The organism is Acinetobacter sp. I-MWF (assembly GCF_025433935.1).
Taxonomy (GTDB): domain Bacteria; phylum Pseudomonadota; class Gammaproteobacteria; order Pseudomonadales; family Moraxellaceae; genus Acinetobacter; species Acinetobacter guillouiae.
The window spans coordinates 1030065-1046931 of record NZ_JAMBAR010000001.1; the positions used below are offsets into that span (position 1 = coordinate 1030065).

Below are 16867 nucleotides of genomic sequence, written 5' to 3' on the forward strand. Positions count from 1 at the left end.
TCATTACACTGTAAAATGAGTGAGTGGTGATTCATTCAAACTGTTGACCAAATAGGCTTTGCAGGGTGAATGATTTAAAACATCATCAATCTTCATTTGTTCAGTGACTTCAACAAAAACACAAGCACCTGTACCTGTAAGCTTTGCTGTACCGAACTGATCTAAATACTGCATTGCTTCATCAACTTCAGGATATAAATTTCTTGCCAGTGGCTCAAAATCATTTCTAAAATTGGATGGCTTTAGCTGATAGGCGCAAAATTTAGTAGGCTTCGTATCTCTTGTCAATGTTTTTTGCGAAAAAAGTCGTTGAGTGCTGATAAAACAATCAGGTTTTAACACAATGTATTGTTTTTGATCTAAGTCTATGAATGTTAAGTGTTCACCTATACCTTCTGCCCAAGCATTACGACCATGAACAAAGATTGGAACATCTGCACCCAATTTAACCCCAAGCTCAGCCAGTTGTTCAGTATTTAAACCGCACTGCCAAAGTTGATTGACTACAATCAATGTGGTGGCAGCATTGGAAGAACCACCACCTAGACCTGCACCCATGGGAATATTCTTTTCGATACGAATTTTTAAACCAGTCGGCTGTGTAGCATAAGGTTTTAAAATTTGAATCGCTTTATAGATCAGATTATGTTCCAAATCGACGTTACTCAAACCTTCAAGACTGATTTCTGCTTGAGAATGTTCTGTTTGGGTGAATTCTAACCAGTCATACAAATCAATCAGCTGAAAAATACTTTGCAACTCGTGATAGCCATTTTCACGACGACCTGTGATATGCAAAAACAAATTTAATTTTGCTGGAGAGGGAACACGAATCATAGATTTCATTGTCTAAGGTATAGATTTAGCGATTTTGAATCACCATTGTAATACGGTTTTCCTGACCAGATTCAAGTTCTTGTTTTAAAATCAGCTTATTGGGCAAGCTCGCTTGATTGTTATAACTAAAATCTACAGTCCAGCCATCTTCAATGATTTGAGCAATACGTTGAGTATTATCTCGGGTGATTTGTGCATTTTCAGTGGCAGGGTAAGCTTGAACCCAATCGACAATATGGGTAATAGGTGCAGTCCAGCCTGTGGCTTTTTCAAGCAGTTCTTCTGGTGTTTCAGCCGAAATTGAACCTGTTTTAGCGCTGTTTAGAGTAACTTCCCCAGATTTTCCTTCAATAATGGTTTTGCCAATACCTAAGATCCCATTCAACTGGATATTAAAATCTTGTTGGTCTTGTGTCCATGTGTAGAACGCACTGCCAGACTGTTTTGGTGTTTTTACCCCAATTTTCCCTTCAAGATTAAATTGATTTGACGGTTTTTGTGGGGGTGCTGTGGCATCAGTGGGTGCTGTAAGCGTTGGTGTGGTTTGTGCTGGTTTTACGACTTGTTGACAACCTGTGAGGGTAAAAGCGGTTACAGCAGTTAGGGTACAAAAGATCTGTGGAATGTGACGCATACAAGTCATTAACTCTTTTTAATATGTTGCGGTAATATTAATGAATCTAATTGATTTAATTGAGGATCATTTGGGTGATTTTGTTTGAGTTGTTGTAACACTTCATTAAATTGAGCTAAGGCACCTTGCATATACAACGATTTTGCATATCGAATACCGATGTTTACACTATGACTCAAATTATAAGCTTTCGATAAAATGTTCGAGGCGGCATCAAAATCATTTTGCAAGAATGTGATATATCCCAGTGTATCTAAAATCGAGGCCTGATCTGGTGCAGAATCTAAGGCATGTTCAGCATACTTTCGCGCTTCATCTAAACGTCTATTTTGTAGTGCAAGCGTATAGGCATAAGCATTTAAATAAGCAGGATTATTTGGCTCTAAAGTTAAGAGTTGTTTCAATGCTTTATCAAGTAAATCACGATCTTCAAATGGATCAAGAAGCAGAATTTCTGAATAGAGAATTTCAGGATCATCAGGCAAGTTCTTCACTGCTTCAGTGAGTAATCTCAGCGCTGCTTTTTTATTGCCCATGCGTTTTAAAATCTCGGCTTGAGCCTGATATAAGAAACTTGCATGTTGTGGATAATTGACACGTTCTTGGGTTAAAAACCGCAAAGCATCATTCATCTTGTCTTGTCTTTCAAAAATCGAGACCAGATTACGGCGTGAAACCGTATATAAGTTTCCATCAACCAGCCGATAATAGGCTTTTGCCGTTTCATCATTTTGCTTTCGTTCAGCATTTACTGCCAAATAAAAATATGCTTCGTTTTGATAACGTGACGAGTAGCGTAACTCCACTAAATATTGTTCAGCTTGATCCAGCTTTTTTAAATCAATCGCAGTTAAACCTGCAATAAATAGGGCTTCTTCAGCATCTGGCCAAGCTTGAATAATCGATTCTAATTTGCTTAAGGCCAATTCAGATTGATGAATCTTGATCAGATATTTGACTTCTGCCAGACGGATATCATAGTTGTACTTGTTTTTACGGCTGCTTCGATCATACCAATTTAAAGTCGCTTCTTGGTCACCCAAAGCCTCTAATAAGTTGGCTTTCATCAGAATAAAGCCAGTCACTTTTGAACGTTTTTTTAACGCTTTATTGACGGTTTTTAAGGCTTGCTCGATTTCATCGTTTTGCGCTTCCAAACCAGCTATTAGAATTAAAACAGAAGGATTGTTTTTTTCTTTACTTGCTCTGAGCGTATTGAGCAGATTTTGACGATCTACTTCTGATTCTGGTGCAATTCCTTCTAAAATCTTTTCTAAATCAGCGTTGGGGTCAATATTGAGAATACTGTCCAGAGTCTCTGCTGCAAGCTCATATTCATGTGATTTGAGCGCGATATGCGCCAAATAAAATTTTGCAGGAACGTCCTCAGGTTCTTGTACAACCCAATGGGTGGCAATGTCTAAAGCTGCTTTTAAATCGTTTTGTTCAATTGCAACATTCAAGGCACGTTGCTTAATGGTGGTTGAATTACTACGAATTGCGAGCACAGTATAATTGTGTAAAGCAGTTGCAGTATCATTATAAGCCAATGAAAATTCAGCAATAATACTTTGTTTTAATGCATTAGTATTATATTTAGCATGATAAAATTCTCCAGATGCTCTAATATGAGCACTAGAAGCCATGCTACCAACCAGTAAGAATGTGGTAGAATATTGCTTAATTGTCATGCCGCTTAAGCGGTTGTTTATTTGACGCAATTTTTCCGAATCCAAGTATGCTTTTTATGACACCGTTATTGCACAATAGCACAAATTTAGCGAAATGATGATCTGATATGTCTTTCTTTGCATTGGGTGTCAACCATCAAACTGCTTCTGTTGAGCTACGTGAGCAAATCGCTTTTAATCCAGAACGATTAAAAGATTTATTTGCCGTAGAAAGCCTTCGCCAGAATTTGAATGATATGGTGGTGGTGTCAACATGTAACCGCACTGAAGTCTATGCCATGGCTGAAAATGCCGATATGGTATTAAATTGGCTCGCCCAAACCAATGGTATTGATGTAAAGCAATTGTCAAATCATGTATATCGTTATGAAAATACCGATGCAGTTTCGCACTTAATGCGGGTTGCCAGTGGTTTAGACTCGTTGATGCTGGGTGAACCGCAAATTCTTGGTCAAGTTAAAACAGCACTATCAATCGCAAAAGATGCTGAAATTGTCTCGCAAAATCTGAATCAAATATTTGAATATGCTTTTTATGCAGCCAAACGTGTACGTTCTGAAACGGCAGTCGGCAGTCATGCTGTCTCGATGGGATATGCTGTTGCTCAACTCGCATTGCAAGTGTTTAGTAAGCCTGAACAGCTTACCGTCATGGTGGTTGCTGCAGGTGAAATGAACAGCTTGGTGGCAAAACACTTGGCTGAAATGGGCGTTGCAAAAATCCTGATTTGTAATCGAAGCCGTGAACGGGCAGAGAAATTAGCACAAGAAATAGCGCATCGTGTTGAAGTGGAGATTATTCCATTTGATGAACTCACCACTCAGCTTTATCGTGCAGATGTAATTTCCAGTTGTACAGGCAGTTTGCATCAAGTCATTGCTTATGCAGATGTGAAATTCGCTTTAAAAAAACGTCGTTATCAACAAATGCTTATGGTCGATTTAGCTGTACCTCGTGATATAGATCCAAAAGTTGAAAGTTTGGATGGTGTGTATTTATACGGTGTGGATGATCTACAAAGTGTAATTGATGAAAATTTAGCACAACGACGTCAAGCTGCGGTTGAAGCAGAGGTTATGGTCAATCAACTGGTAACTCAGTTGGTGACACAGCAAAAAGTAAAAGATGCTGGTGGGACGATTCAACAGTTTCGTGAGCACGGTGAGGAACAACGCCAGATGGAGTTGTCGCATGCCTTAGAGCGTATTCAGGCAGGTGAGGATACGCAACATGTACTTGAGGATTTTGCACATCGTTTGACGCAAAAATTATTGCACCCATCTTCAATTTTGCTACGCCAAGCAGCACAGGATGAAGATCCTTCACATTTTGAATGGATGAAAGAAAATATTCAGGATATTTTTGAACAAGAAAGAAAACCAAAAGCGAAGTGATTATTTTTTAAAACGAATGTGATTTAATGTTTTTGCTTCACTAGCTATTATTGGTGTATATACTAGTGCGATTAAATTAGAATAATGAAATGAAGGCAATTAAAATGCTTAAAACTTTATATATTCATATTATTGTGTTTGTCAGTAGAATGCTTTGCAAAGCCTGTAAAAGACAGTGATGTATTATTGAACCAAGCCATCAAGGATCTACATAGCCTCTCTACGCAGGGTGGAATTATGGGGGTAATTGATTCAGTTGATCGATGCTATAAGAATCCCAAAAAACCTAAACTATATTGCTTTTATCTAGATTATTCAGGGCGGATATTTGATGCACTTATGGTCGAGAGTATAAATGCACACTCAGATTCTAATTACCCCACCAACGCGTTTTTTAGTGATGAAAACTTTAAAAAACGTATATTTATAAACCTATATAAGCCTTATGATTCCTCAATGGAAGAGGCCAATAGCCATATGAATTTTTTGTATTACAAAATAATCGATAAGCTCAATGAAGCGTTTATGGAAAATTAATGATGTACCAACTTTAAACTAATTTGTTTAGTCAGTTCATTGAGTTGTTTTCGTAAATTACGTGATTCACTCAATGAGGTTGGTGCTTTAAGCTTTAATTTTAAATATTTCTCTTGCAAGGCCAAAGAGTAATCTGAAGCCAATTTATCTGCCATTTCAGGCGCCTCAGCCAAAGCCTGAATATTGGTGCGTTGTATGATTTCAGAGAGTTCCAAATGATAAGCACCACATGCACCTAAAATATAATAGGTTGCAAGTTCCTGATCATCTGGTAGATCGTCAAAGACACGATCAAATACCGCTAAGATTTGCGCCAATAATTCATCTGGATGAATCAATGCACGTAATACTTCAAAGTGAATATATAAAAACGGATGTTGCATCAAAATCGCCACAGCAAAGTCTTCATCTTTGGTGCGAATATTAAATGACAACGAGGCATCTAAGCTGACTTGAGGTTGCCATTTTCGATTAAAACCTAACTTTTCTTTAAAAAACTGTCTTAATAAATAGCGGTAAGAACCTTGTTTAGGTAATAATTCAGTCAGTTGATTGAGTTCAGCCATCACCTGACTTTTACCTTCAGGTGTAGCAACATCATAGTTTTGACTCAATAAAGCAAAGACAAAATCCGATAATAAAGGGGATTGTTGCCATATCCGTTGAAACGTTTCAAAACCTTCTTTACGAATCAACGAATCTGGGTCATGTTCTTTGGGTAGAACAAAGAATTTAAGTTCACGACCATCATTCAATAAAGGCAGAGCAATTTCTAAGGTTCGGCGTGCTGCTTTTTGTCCAGCGGCATCACCATCAAACGCAATCGTGATTTGATTGTTCTGCTTAAATAAAATAGTTAAATGATCTGCATTACTTGCCGTACCTAATGTTGCTGTTGCACCAGAAATCCCGTTTTGTTGTAAGGCGATCACATCCATATAGCCTTCAACCATGAGCCAATTTTGCGCACGGTCTTTCCGACCTTCATACAAGCCGTAAAGCAGTTGGTTTTTATGGAAGACTTCAGAATCAGGTGAGTTAATATATTTCGGTTTGATTTCGTCATTCAATGCACGACCACCGAAACCGACGACACGACCTTTGTTGTCTCGAATCGGGAAAATCACCCGATCACGCAACAAATCGAAGTCACGACCACTATCACTGGTACGAATCAAACCCAGTAATTTTAAACCTTCAATATCTTGTGGGAAAGCTTTTTCTAAATGTTGCCAATCTTCTGGCGCATAGCCTAAGCGCCAATATTGGATTGTTTCGGCGCTTAAACCACGATGTTTAAAATAATTCTGCGCCACTTTACTGTTTGGTAATTGGCGTTCATAAAACTGCGCAATATTTTCTAACAGATCATAAAGGTTGCCATCTTGAGGGAGCTGATCAAAACCTACTGAGTCAAACTGGGTTGGATCGAAATGCTCAGGATCTGGATATTGGCTAAAGGCTTCAAAAGGATCAATTTCAAGGGGCTGAACAGAATCTGTTTTTTGCTCAACGGGTTTAGAATCGACTACTTTGTCTTCTACAGCTTTCACTGCTGGTTTAGGTTTGGATACTTCACGTTTATACGACAGTTTTTTATTGTCATGATTGTCTTTGGGAAGTTCGACACCTGCATGGCTGGAGAGTTCTTTCATGACATCGACAAAATTTCGATTATCAATATCCATTAAGAAGCGAATGGCATTGCCATTTGCCTGACAGCCAAAGCAGTGATAATACTGTTTATCACGGTAGACATGAAAAGAGGGTGACTTTTCCTGATGAAAAGGGCAACAGCCTGAATAGGTGCGACCAGTTTTTTTCAATTTCACACGTTGACCAATCAGATCGACAATATCTGTGCGATCCAAAATTTGATCTATCGTGTGCTGAGGAATAGCCATAAATTTAATGTCATGTATCGTTTAAACCAATTTAAAGTTTAACGTAGTTTTGAGTCTAAAAATATCTATGAATAAAAAAGACGGGTAAAAACCCGTCTTGATTTGTCGCAATCAATATTTATTTACGTTGTCCATCATACAAACTTTCATCTGCACGTGCTGGCTCTTTAGACACTTCACGATTTGGACGATCAAGTAAGCCAAAACTCACTTTATTTAACAGGCTTGATTTTTGTTCTGCTTGATCAGACGTTTCAGAACTCGCTTCTTGCGATACTTCTGCTTTATCACCGCGACCTAAAATACCTAATGTTGCACGGTTCCACCAGCTCGCTTCTTTGCGTGCTGCGCGGATATTCACTTCGCCATTGGATTTAACAAGGTTCGGATAGTTTTGCTTAAGCACGCCAATGTACTGTTGTGAGGTTTCTTTATCGCCCAACTTGTCATAACCATATGCCATTGTTGCTAAGGCTTCAGGAACTTGAGGTGTTTGAGGATAATGTTCAATGACCCATTGTGAACGTTCAATCGCAGCCAAATACGCTTTACGTTTAATATTGAAACGTGCAGTATTCATTTCACTTTCAGCCAATTCTTGCCCGATGTATTTCATCCGTTGTGCAGCATCAACTGAATATTGGCTTGAAGGATAGCGACGAATTAAGTCGACAAAATTTTGATAGGCAATTTTTAAATAACCTACATCACGATGTGCTTGTTTTAATGAGGTATAGCGAAGCAAACTGTCATAATTTTGCTCCATATTGGCTACGCCACGGACATAGTAGGCATAATCTAAATTCGGATGTTGAGGATTTAAACGAATAAAACGATCTGCCAGTGCAATTGTGCCTTCATAATCTTTTTGCTTAAATTTTGTGTAAAGCAATTCAAGCTGAGCTTGTTGTGCATATTGCCCAGTCGGGAAATAAGTATCCATTGCTTCTAACGCTTTTGCAGCATCGCCATATTGCCCACGGTCTAATGATTTTATCGCATTATTGTAATAAGTCTGCTCATTTGATTTCGGGCCTGTATCAACAACATCCTTCTTCGGATTGCTGCTACAGCCGACAAATGCAGTTGCTAAGCCTACAGTTAAAGCAAGCATTGTGACTTTATAACGTGGTAGCGACATAAAAATTCCTCTGTTTATACGGGCAATAGGCTACAATTGCGCTATTAAACCACTTTTGTCCGAATGAGCAAATGACTTCAGCACACTCTTCTAATTCTAATTTCCCAGAAAATGATTTCAATTTACTTGAAGATTCTGAGGATGCAGATAATCATAATTCTGCGCCAACTGCAACACGTTTATCGTTGCAATTTCAACTGGATGAAAGCTATTTAGGGCAACGTATTGACCAAGTCGCAGCACTGGTTTGGAACGAGTTTTCTCGTGAAAAACTCAAGCAGTGGATGAAAGAAGGTCATTTGTTGGTAAATGGTAACATTGTCAAGCCTAAGTATAAATGCGAAGGCAATGAACTTCTATGTTTAGATGTTGAATTGGAAGCACAAACCTCTGCACAACCTGAAAATATCCCTTTAAACATTGTTTATGAAGATGACGATATTATGGTCATCAATAAACCTGTTGGCATGGTTGTTCATCCTGGTGCGGGTAATCCAAATGGTACTTTGGTGAACGCCTTACTTTATCATTACCCAAAATCTGCCGAATTAACCCGTGCAGGTTTAGTACATCGTATTGATAAAGATACCAGCGGTTTATTGGTTGTTGCTAAAAATTTAGAAGCGCAATTTTCTTTAAGTAAACAATTGGCTAAAAAAACAGTTTACCGTGTATATGACTTGATTTGTTATGGTCATATTATTGCAGGTGGAACGATTGATGAGCCGATTAAACGTCATCCTGTTGATCGTGTAAAAATGGCTATTTTACCCGGTGGTCGTGATGCTGTGACGCATTACAATGTTAAAGAACGTTTTCAACATTTCACCCGTGTACAAGCGCAACTTGAAACAGGGCGTACTCATCAAATCCGGATTCATTTCACCTATATTGGTTATCCATTAGTGGGTGATCCAGTCTATGTTAGCCGAGTTAAAGTTCCAGCAGGTGCTTCTGAAAAGTTGAGTGGTGCATTGCGTAACTTTAAACGCCAAGCTTTACATGCCTCTAAATTGGGCCTAGTTCACCCACGTACACAAGAAGAAATGATGTTTGAGGCGCCTTGGTCAGACGATTTTGTTGAGTTGGTTGAAGTTTTACGCTCTGAAAACAAAGCCTATTAATTGATTTACATGATAAAACTGCTCAATGAGAGCAGTTTTATCCATTGATTTAGTTAGCACAAGCATCTTTTGTACCTGTAGGAAAAGTATTGGTAAATTTTGATTTATCCGTGACCAATTCTAATGACATGGTTTTATTTAGGTATGGAGAGTTGGCTTCAAAACCACTGAATAGTGCTTGAGGTTGAAAAGTTAATGACTTAATTTTTGAATTAATCGTAGCCACATAACCTAAATTTTGTTTATTTAAAATAAATCCAATTTGATTGGCATTTTGATTGATATACACCCCTACATTTTGTGTAGCTGAAGCATCGTAAGGTTGTAGATAAGCATAGGTAATATCATTTTGATTTGTGATAGGATTCTTTTGCATCACCCAAATCAATAACGGTTTCTTATAATTCTGTATTGCTGAATTATTTCCATACATAATGGCGATAACACCCATGGTTTGATTGTTTTGATCAAACATTAATAAATTCATCCCTTTGCCGATATTATTAGTTCCTGTTAATTCATTTGAAATCGTATCAATATTAAATTCCAATCCAACAATCCCCGTATTTGCAATCGGGAGTGTTCCTGTCGCAATATTATTGCTGGAGCTGAAATTACTATGGGTTGCTGAATATGTGATTTGGTTGGGTGCATTCAGTATTTTATAAGCAACTTTTTGACCTGATACAGTAGGAAATTTTTGTGCTGCTGGATTAGCAGGTTCAGGCAAAAATCCTTCTAAATCATAACGACAGAGTGCAAATCCTTGCGTGCTGATAACACTCAGACTCAATAAAACAGCAAGCTTTAATTTTTTTATGGTTTATCCTTATTTTTAAGTTTTAATTAATACTATTGAATTTGATTAAAAAAACAACACTATATTAAGTTGAAATGTTTAGTTTTGTTAATCAATAAAATGGACGAGAAGATTGGTTTTGGATTGAGTAAATTTGTTATAGTTATTGAGTCGTGAAAATGATTTGAATAGGAAAATGAGTCATATGCAATTTGTTCAAGGATTACCTCAAGGTGTATATGCAGGTCAGACACATATATTTCACCCAAAGACTTTGCCATCTGTACAGCCTGAGCTTGAAGGTTTTAATTTGGCATTGCATGTAAATGACGATCCTCAACGGGTACAACAACACCGTATGATTTTATTGGATGAATTCGCAGAATTAGGTGTTAGTAAAATCACATGGATGACGCAAACCCACAGCACAATATGCCATACCATCAATGAAGAAATGACTTTTAGCGCATTGGAGGGGGATGGTTTGGTCACACAGACTCAGGGGCATGCTTTGATGATGATGACCGCTGATTGTTTACCCGTTGTATTAGGCAATGCCGCAGGCACAGAGGTTGCCAATCTACATGCAGGTTGGCGCGGTTTAGCAGGGGGAATAATTGAAAATACCATTGCCAATATGAAGTCTCCACCTACTTGGGCTTGGTTGGGTGCAGCAATCAGCCAGCCTTGTTTTGAAATTGGTGCAGAAGTCAAAGCTGCTTTTTGTTCTAAATATGCTGAACTAGACACTGCATTTATAGAGGGTGAGCAAGCAGGTAAGCACTATGCGGATTTGTATGCGATTGCGCGTTATATTCTTAAACAACATGGGGTGAATGTGGTTACAGGAGGAGATCAGTGTTCTTATCGTCAAGATCAGGATTTCTATTCTTATCGTCGCCATGCAAAAACAGGGCGTATGGCTACTTTTGTATTTATTCGAAATTAAATCTTTATTTTTAAATAGATTTATCGTTGTTTTAAGCGTTATGTCATAGGTTTTCTGAAGATTACAAGAATTGTTTAAAAATGAATTGATGTTAAACTTGACCAAATTTGTTTGTTTTCAATTGATATGTCTTTATCTGCTAAATCTATCGCGATCGTTTACCACAGTCCATTTGGTCATACTGCAAAAGTTGCGAATTATATTGCACAAGGTGCAGAGAAGATCGGTGTAACTGTTCATCAAATGGATATTGAGCATATTGATTGGGATATTTTAGATCAAGCGAATGCCATAATTTTTGGCTCACCGACCTATATGGGAAGTGTTACAGGTCCATTTAAAATGTTTATGGACTCTACATCTAAACGTTGGAAAAATCGTGATTGGCAGGGCAAACTAGCTGCTGCATTTACCAATTCAGGTGGTTTAAGTGGCGATAAGCTATCTGTACTGCAACAGATTAATATCTTTGCAATGCAGCATGGTATGTTATGGTCTGGACTCCCTTTAATGCCTACAGGTGTTAAACCCACAGATTTAAACCGTATGGCGGGTTATTTAGGGTTAATGACACAATCAGATAATGCACCTGTTGAAATTACACCGCCTTCTGGTGACTTGCAAACCGCAATATGGTTTGGAGAGTATATTGCGTTACTCATAAATAAAATTACGCCGTAGTTGTTCGATGTAATTACATAAAAAAACAAAAAACATCATAAATAAAAAGCCTTTAGAATCATTGTAAAAGTTGAATTATTGAGTGAAATGTTTTGTTAATTGAAGGCTAAACTGTGTTTTGCCTTTTTTTTATTGTCGTTTTCATATAATTTTTACCAATAAGAAAAAATCTGAGAAGATGATATGGATATTAAAGATAGAAAAACAATTAAAATCATAAGGATGTTTTTAACTTATGGTCTGTTGTTTTCTCCAGTTTATTGTTTTGCAAACTCTTTTCAATCTGAAGGATTAACTGAATTAAATGACGCAGAGCTTTCTAAAGTTAGTGGTCAAGCTCTGATGAGTTTAAGCTATATTGCACCTAATGATTCCGTTAATAAAATGCAAGGGCAAGGTATCGGTTTTTATAAACTTGGACTCGAAGCTGATCTTGAATTAAATGCCAATATTAAAAAATTGCAGCTCGGTTGTGGTGGGGTAAATGGGGCGGGCGGTTGTGACATTGATATTGATAATTTGAGTCTTTCAGGTATAGCAGATACCCGAGAAGGACGTGTAGGTTCAAGTGCAAAATTGACCAATCCATTTATAGAGTTTGCGATAAAAAATCCCAATTCTGCGTCAACACGAGAAGTAGTTGGCCTACGATTAAGTGCTGAAAAAGCATTAGGTTTGTTAACAGCAGGTACTGAAAACTCAGATTTGCCAAATGGTATTAATAGCCTGAGTGGTGCTTTAAAAATTAAAGCAACAACAGGCAGTGCAAATACGACTGCACGGAATTTACAATATGCTGATACAAATATGTCGATTAAAGGGAACATTAAATTAGGTATTCTTCCGACAGCAAGTTTTCAGACAAATGACTATAATCTAGGATTGCAATCGACTGGCGCTACATTGGCTGTTAATGGGAAAACTTTATACGGCAATCGTATGACGAGTGCTCTTTTGACTGGAACAGCTAAAATTGATGAACTATTTTTTAGAGGTTCAATCAAACCAATTCTTGCAGGTATAGATTTATCATTTTTAACATTGAATGCGAGTGGTAGCATATCGGGTTTAACTGCAAATTTAGATATTAATCAAAGCTTGGGATATATTCATAAGCTACAATTGAATAATCCATTTTCTTTATCATTACAACAACAGTCTGTGTGGTGGCCAAATGCTGAAATTGCTGCTCAAAGAGGGTGGTGGTTAGCGATTGAAGATGAAATTGATATTGGTAAAGTCACGCCATCAAATACGATTGATGTAACCAATGATGTTTTAAAACAAGTTGTACCAAGTTTAAATGAATATCTTGCTAAATCTGAGAATACTGTGAAATGTCCAGGTTTAATTGGCTTATCTTGTATTGCGAGTGAGGTGGCAATTGGGCAAATTAATTTATCAGGTTCAAATCCACTATATTTCCCGATTAATGATTTGAAATTGGCGACTCAAGATTTTGCGCCTAACTGTTATGGCAATTTAAAATTCTGTTAAATCTTTGAGACTAAAGAAAGCCTCCAGATGGAGGTTTTTTTATTGGGTATAGCTTGATATGCGTTATATCGCAAGAGTCAATAATCCACTTGTTGAAAACGTATTATGCATTGGTGACTTCTGATCTGCTTTGGACGGATTATTGTTATATTATTAAGTATAAATATATAATTGTTAAAATTAGTTACATAAGTAAATATCAATAAAAAGTCTTTAGAATCATTAAGAAAGTAATCTTGGTTTGCATAATTGTTAGAGTTTTGAGATATTTAATTCACTTTTTTATTTGCTTTATTTATATTTTAGTATATTTTAGTATATTTTTTATGCATAATAAAATGAGATAAGCTGATATGGATATCAACTATAATAGAATGATTGATAAGAAAATCATTAAAGTCGTAAAAAATGTCGTAATTTATGCTGGATTGTTTTCTTCAATGCATTGTTTTGCAAATTCTCTTTACTTGGAGAGTTTAACTCAATTGAATGACTCTGAGCTTTCTGATGTTCATGGTCAGGCACTGATGAGCTTGGGTTATATTGCCCCAAATGACTCAGTCAATAAGATGCAGGGGCAAGGCGTTGGTTTTTATAAACTAGGACTAGAGGCCGAACTTGAATTGAATGCTAACATTAAAAAGTTACAGCTCGGTTGTGGTGGGGTAAACGGGGCGGGTGGTTGCGACATTGATATTGATAATTTGAGTCTTTCTGGTTTGGCTAATACGCGTGAAGGGCGTGTGGGTTCAAGTGCAAAATTAACCAACCCATTTGTAGAGTTTGCGATAAAGGATCCCAATTCTGCATCGACAAGAGAGGTTGTTGGCCTACGTTTAAGTGCTGAAAAAGTTTTGGGTTTGTTAACAACAGGGATAGAGAATTCTGATACACCCAATGGAATAAATAGTTTAAGTGGTGCAATAAAAATTAAGTCAACAACTGGAACTGGCGTTACAGCAGCAAGATCAATGACTTCTAATGATACTGGAATGGGAATTAATGGCCGAATTCAGCTTTTAGGTGCACTTGTCCAACCAAGTTTTAATACAAATGACTATAATCTTCAGTTGCAATCAACCAAAGCAAATTTATTGATCAATGGTACAACTTTAACTGGAACGCGTTTAACTTCTGCAAAACTAACAGGAACCGCGCTTATCGATAATTTAAACTTTGGTGGAAATATTAATGCAAGAGTGAATCTGCCAATAATTTCGTGGATTCCTTTGAGTATCAATGCAAACGGCTATATATCAGGCTTAAGGGCTAATTTGGATATTGAAGAAGATCTTGGATATATTCATAAACTCCCTTTAAACAATCCATTTTCTTTGTCCCTACAATCAACCAAGGTTCACTGGCCTGGAGCTGAATATGCTGCGAATCGGGGATGGTGGTTAGCCATAGAAGATGAAATTGATATTGGGAAAATTACACCTAAAAATCAGATTGATGTAACCAATGATATTCTTAAACAAGTTGTACCAAATATTAGTAATTATTTGACGAACAAGCCACCGAATTGCCCATTAGCATCTTGTTTAATTGCTGGGCTGAATATTGGTGAAGTAAATTTATCATCGGCAAACCCCCTGTATTTCCCAATTAAGGATCTACCATTAGCAACCCAAGACTTTGCTCCCAACTGCTATGGTTCGTTAAAATTCTGTTAAAAAGATGTCTAAAAGAAAAAGCCTCCATTTCGGAGGTTTTTCGTATATCAAACAGATTATTTATGCATGATTCGTGATTTATCACGTTGCCAGTCGCGATCTTTTTCAGTGGCACGTTTGTCATGTAACTGCTTACCTTTTACCAAAGCAATCTCGAGTTTAGCCAAATGGCCTTTCCAGTAACAGGCTAAAGGTACGCAGGTATAACCTTTTTGATTGACAGCACCCAGTAGCTTTTCAAGTTCACGGCGCGAGAGCAACAGTTTACGGGTACGTGTCGCTTCAGGGACTACGTGAGTAGATGCTGAAAGTAAAGGTTGAATTTGAGCACCGAAGAGAAATGCTTCATTATTTTTAAAGGTGATATAGCTTTCAGTAATGGTCATCCGCCCAGCACGTAATGACTTGACTTCCCAACCTTGTAAAGAAAGCCCAGCTTCAAATTTTTCTTCAATAAAATAATCGTGGCGTGCACGTTTATTTTGTGCAATCGTCCCACTATTATTTTTTTTAACGACAATGTTTTTCGACATAATACAAATATTCCAAGAATAGCCTTATTTTGCCTCAAACTTGGCTTCAGGTGAAGTCATTTCACAATTAAAGCCAAAGCTAAATCAAAAGAGGTTATTCGCTAATATTTAAGTTTTTGTTAAACTATAGCCCTACATAACAAACTAGAGTACAAATGGATGTCTAAAACTCGTGTCATCTATCCAGGAACTTTTGATCCAATTACCAATGGTCATGTTGATTTAGTCGCACGTGCTTCACGAATGTTTGATGAAGTTGTGGTCGCAATTGCAATTGGGCATCATAAAAATCCAGTCTTTAGTTTGGAAGAGCGTGTAGAGTTAGCAAAGATATCACTCAAACATTTACCCAATGTAGAGTTTGTCGGTTTTGATGGGTTATTGGTCAATTTTGCACGTGAACAACATGCTACAGCAGTGTTACGTGGCTTAAGAGCTGTTTCAGATTTTGAATATGAATTTCAGCTTGCGAATATGAATCGTCAGCTTGATCATGATTTTGAAACAGTATTTTTAACACCATCAGAGCAATTTTCATTTATTTCTTCGACGATGGTTCGAGAAATAGCACGATTGAAAGGCGATGTGGCAAAGTTTGTTCCTCAATGCGTTGTCGAAGCCTTCCATCGTAAACATCAACAAGGTTGGTAGCGTGTCTTTAATTATCACTGATGAATGTATCAATTGTGATGTATGCGAGCCTGTATGTCCAAATGATGCCATTTTTATGGGGGAGGAGATTTATGAAATCCGTCCTAACCTATGTACAGAATGCGTCGGGCATTTTGATCAGCCACAGTGTGCGCTTTTCTGTCCAGTCGACTGTATTCCGCTCGATCCGAACCATGTAGAGAGCCAAGACGACTTGATGGAAAAGTATAAAAAACTAATTGCTCAAAAAAGCGCAAGCAATTAGCCGAGAAATTTGTTAGGATACGCCCCGAAGTGAGCCAGACGATCGCTGCTGTGGAGATCTCCGTGATTGAAGCAGGGGAGGAAAGTCCGGGCTTCATAGGGCAAGGTGCCAGGTAACGCCTGGGCGGTGTGAACCGACGGAAAGTGCAGCAGAGAGTAGACCGCCTTCAATAACGTTTCTTTTCGGAGAAATGGAAGGTAAGGGTGAAAGGGTGCGGTAAGAGCGCACCGCATGGCTGGTAACAGTTCATGGCATGGTAAACCCCACCGGAAGCAAGACCAAATAGGGATCCTATAGGCATGGCCCATGCTGGATCCGGGTAGGTCGCTTGAGCGTATGAGTGATCATGCGCCTAGAGGAATGATCGTTCTAGACAGAACCCGGCTTATCGGCTCACTTCGATGAATTTTATTTTAATTAGTGCTTGACGTAACATTGTTTACAGCAGATAATGCGCGCACAGTTTTAGGCTATGTAGCTCAGTTGGTTAGAGCACCGCACTCATAATGCGGGGGTCACAGGTTCAAGTCCCGTCATAGCCACCATTTTTATAG

Annotated in this window: 15 protein-coding genes, 1 tRNA gene and 1 other RNA gene; 10 read left to right on the top strand and 7 right to left on the bottom strand. The window is 37.9% G+C overall.

Annotated features, from left to right (window positions below; all coding sequences use genetic code 11):
- Positions 1 to 3 precede the first annotated feature (3 nt).
- Genes ispE through M2R48_RS04920 form a run of 3 tightly spaced genes read right to left on the bottom strand, consistent with a single transcriptional unit; the run spans position 4 to position 3162 of the window.
- Positions 4 to 837 carry a 4-(cytidine 5'-diphospho)-2-C-methyl-D-erythritol kinase gene (gene ispE / locus M2R48_RS04910; protein ID WP_262085266.1) on the bottom strand — a complete coding sequence of 278 codons (834 nt, stop codon included), beginning with the start codon at positions 835 to 837 and terminating at the stop codon, positions 4 to 6.
- A gap of 25 nt (positions 838 to 862) precedes the next feature.
- On the bottom strand, positions 863 to 1471 hold the full coding sequence (gene lolB, locus M2R48_RS04915; RefSeq protein WP_262085267.1) for a lipoprotein insertase outer membrane protein LolB: 609 nt from the start codon (positions 1469 to 1471) through the stop codon (positions 863 to 865).
- A gap of 8 nt (positions 1472 to 1479) precedes the next feature.
- Positions 1480 to 3162: a tetratricopeptide repeat protein gene (locus tag M2R48_RS04920; protein WP_004819617.1), complete on the bottom strand. Its 1683-nt coding sequence runs from the start codon at positions 3160 to 3162 to the stop codon at positions 1480 to 1482.
- 107 nt (positions 3163 to 3269) lie between these two features.
- Between M2R48_RS04920 and hemA the strand changes: the two genes are divergently transcribed.
- Positions 3270 to 4556, top strand: a complete 1287-nt coding sequence (gene hemA, locus M2R48_RS04925; protein WP_004819618.1) for a glutamyl-tRNA reductase — start codon at positions 3270 to 3272, stop codon at positions 4554 to 4556.
- Positions 4557 to 5089: 533 nt separating this feature from the next.
- Here the strand turns inward: hemA and M2R48_RS04930 are convergent.
- Together M2R48_RS04930 and M2R48_RS04935 are read right to left on the bottom strand one after the other, a co-directional pair.
- A complete protein-coding gene (locus M2R48_RS04930) occupies positions 5090 to 6997 on the bottom strand; it encodes a DNA primase (RefSeq protein ID WP_262085268.1) in 1908 nt (635 codons plus the stop codon).
- Positions 6998 to 7115: 118 nt separating this feature from the next.
- The gene (locus M2R48_RS04935) at positions 7116 to 8138 is read right to left on the bottom strand and encodes an outer membrane protein assembly factor BamD (protein ID WP_004819623.1); all 1023 of its coding nucleotides are present in this window, start codon (positions 8136 to 8138) and stop codon (positions 7116 to 7118) included.
- 71 nt (positions 8139 to 8209) lie between these two features.
- Here M2R48_RS04935 and rluD point away from each other — a divergent pair, with 71 nt between their 5' ends.
- Complete coding sequence (gene rluD, locus M2R48_RS04940; protein WP_262085269.1) at positions 8210 to 9262, top strand: 23S rRNA pseudouridine(1911/1915/1917) synthase RluD; 1053 nt, start codon at positions 8210 to 8212, stop codon at positions 9260 to 9262.
- A gap of 49 nt (positions 9263 to 9311) precedes the next feature.
- Here rluD and M2R48_RS04945 read toward each other — a convergent pair whose 3' ends face one another.
- Positions 9312 to 10055: a DUF4882 domain-containing protein gene (locus M2R48_RS04945; protein WP_262085270.1), complete on the bottom strand. Its 744-nt coding sequence runs from the start codon at positions 10053 to 10055 to the stop codon at positions 9312 to 9314.
- Positions 10056 to 10266: 211 nt separating this feature from the next.
- Here M2R48_RS04945 and pgeF point away from each other — a divergent pair, with 211 nt between their 5' ends.
- The 4 genes from pgeF to M2R48_RS04965 all read left to right on the top strand — a co-directional run bounded on the left by pgeF (position 10267) and on the right by M2R48_RS04965 (position 14864).
- On the top strand, positions 10267 to 11010 hold the full coding sequence (gene pgeF, locus M2R48_RS04950) for a peptidoglycan editing factor PgeF (RefSeq protein WP_262085271.1): 744 nt from the start codon (positions 10267 to 10269) through the stop codon (positions 11008 to 11010).
- Between the two features lie 126 nt (positions 11011 to 11136).
- Positions 11137 to 11691 carry a flavodoxin family protein gene (locus tag M2R48_RS04955; protein WP_262085272.1) on the top strand — a complete coding sequence of 185 codons (555 nt, stop codon included), beginning with the start codon at positions 11137 to 11139 and terminating at the stop codon, positions 11689 to 11691.
- A 183-nt stretch (positions 11692 to 11874) separates the two neighbouring features.
- Positions 11875 to 13188, top strand: a complete 1314-nt coding sequence (locus M2R48_RS04960) for a hypothetical protein (RefSeq protein WP_209826677.1) — start codon at positions 11875 to 11877, stop codon at positions 13186 to 13188.
- Positions 13189 to 13541: 353 nt separating this feature from the next.
- The gene (locus M2R48_RS04965; protein WP_262085273.1) at positions 13542 to 14864 is read left to right on the top strand and encodes a hypothetical protein; all 1323 of its coding nucleotides are present in this window, start codon (positions 13542 to 13544) and stop codon (positions 14862 to 14864) included.
- A 56-nt stretch (positions 14865 to 14920) separates the two neighbouring features.
- Here M2R48_RS04965 and smpB read toward each other — a convergent pair whose 3' ends face one another.
- Complete coding sequence (gene smpB / locus M2R48_RS04970) at positions 14921 to 15397, bottom strand: SsrA-binding protein SmpB (protein WP_004722477.1); 477 nt, start codon at positions 15395 to 15397, stop codon at positions 14921 to 14923.
- Between the two features lie 159 nt (positions 15398 to 15556).
- On the opposite strand from smpB, the gene coaD reads away from it, so the two are divergent.
- The 4 genes from coaD (at position 15557) to M2R48_RS04990 (ending at position 16858) form a co-directional block, all read left to right on the top strand.
- Positions 15557 to 16048 carry a pantetheine-phosphate adenylyltransferase gene (coaD, locus tag M2R48_RS04975; RefSeq protein ID WP_004722475.1) on the top strand — a complete coding sequence of 164 codons (492 nt, stop codon included), beginning with the start codon at positions 15557 to 15559 and terminating at the stop codon, positions 16046 to 16048.
- A gap of 1 nt (position 16049) precedes the next feature.
- A complete protein-coding gene (locus M2R48_RS04980; protein ID WP_262085275.1) occupies positions 16050 to 16313 on the top strand; it encodes a YfhL family 4Fe-4S dicluster ferredoxin in 264 nt (87 codons plus the stop codon).
- 26 nt (positions 16314 to 16339) lie between these two features.
- An RNA gene (gene rnpB / locus M2R48_RS04985) (RNase P RNA component class A) lies at positions 16340 to 16717 on the top strand.
- 64 nt (positions 16718 to 16781) lie between these two features.
- Positions 16782 to 16858, top strand: a tRNA-Met gene (locus M2R48_RS04990).
- Positions 16859 to 16867 lie beyond the last annotated feature (9 nt).

Coding starts and splice junctions, on each gene's coding strand:
- ispE (WP_262085266.1), bottom strand. CDS start 837: ATGATTCGTGTTCCCTCTCCAGCAAAATTAAATTTGTTTTTGCATATC.
- lolB (WP_262085267.1), bottom strand. CDS start 1,471: ATGCGTCACATTCCACAGATCTTTTGTACCCTAACTGCTGTAACCGCT.
- M2R48_RS04920 (WP_004819617.1), bottom strand. CDS start 3,162: ATGACAATTAAGCAATATTCTACCACATTCTTACTGGTTGGTAGCATG.
- hemA (WP_004819618.1), top strand. CDS start 3,270: ATGTCTTTCTTTGCATTGGGTGTCAACCATCAAACTGCTTCTGTTGAG.
- M2R48_RS04930 (WP_262085268.1), bottom strand. CDS start 6,997: ATGGCTATTCCTCAGCACACGATAGATCAAATTTTGGATCGCACAGAT.
- M2R48_RS04935 (WP_004819623.1), bottom strand. CDS start 8,138: ATGTCGCTACCACGTTATAAAGTCACAATGCTTGCTTTAACTGTAGGC.
- rluD (WP_262085269.1), top strand. CDS start 8,210: ATGACTTCAGCACACTCTTCTAATTCTAATTTCCCAGAAAATGATTTC.
- pgeF (WP_262085271.1), top strand. CDS start 10,267: ATGCAATTTGTTCAAGGATTACCTCAAGGTGTATATGCAGGTCAGACA.
- M2R48_RS04955 (WP_262085272.1), top strand. CDS start 11,137: ATGTCTTTATCTGCTAAATCTATCGCGATCGTTTACCACAGTCCATTT.
- M2R48_RS04960 (WP_209826677.1), top strand. CDS start 11,875: ATGGATATTAAAGATAGAAAAACAATTAAAATCATAAGGATGTTTTTA.
- M2R48_RS04965 (WP_262085273.1), top strand. CDS start 13,542: ATGGATATCAACTATAATAGAATGATTGATAAGAAAATCATTAAAGTC.
- smpB (WP_004722477.1), bottom strand. CDS start 15,397: ATGTCGAAAAACATTGTCGTTAAAAAAAATAATAGTGGGACGATTGCA.
- coaD (WP_004722475.1), top strand. CDS start 15,557: ATGTCTAAAACTCGTGTCATCTATCCAGGAACTTTTGATCCAATTACC.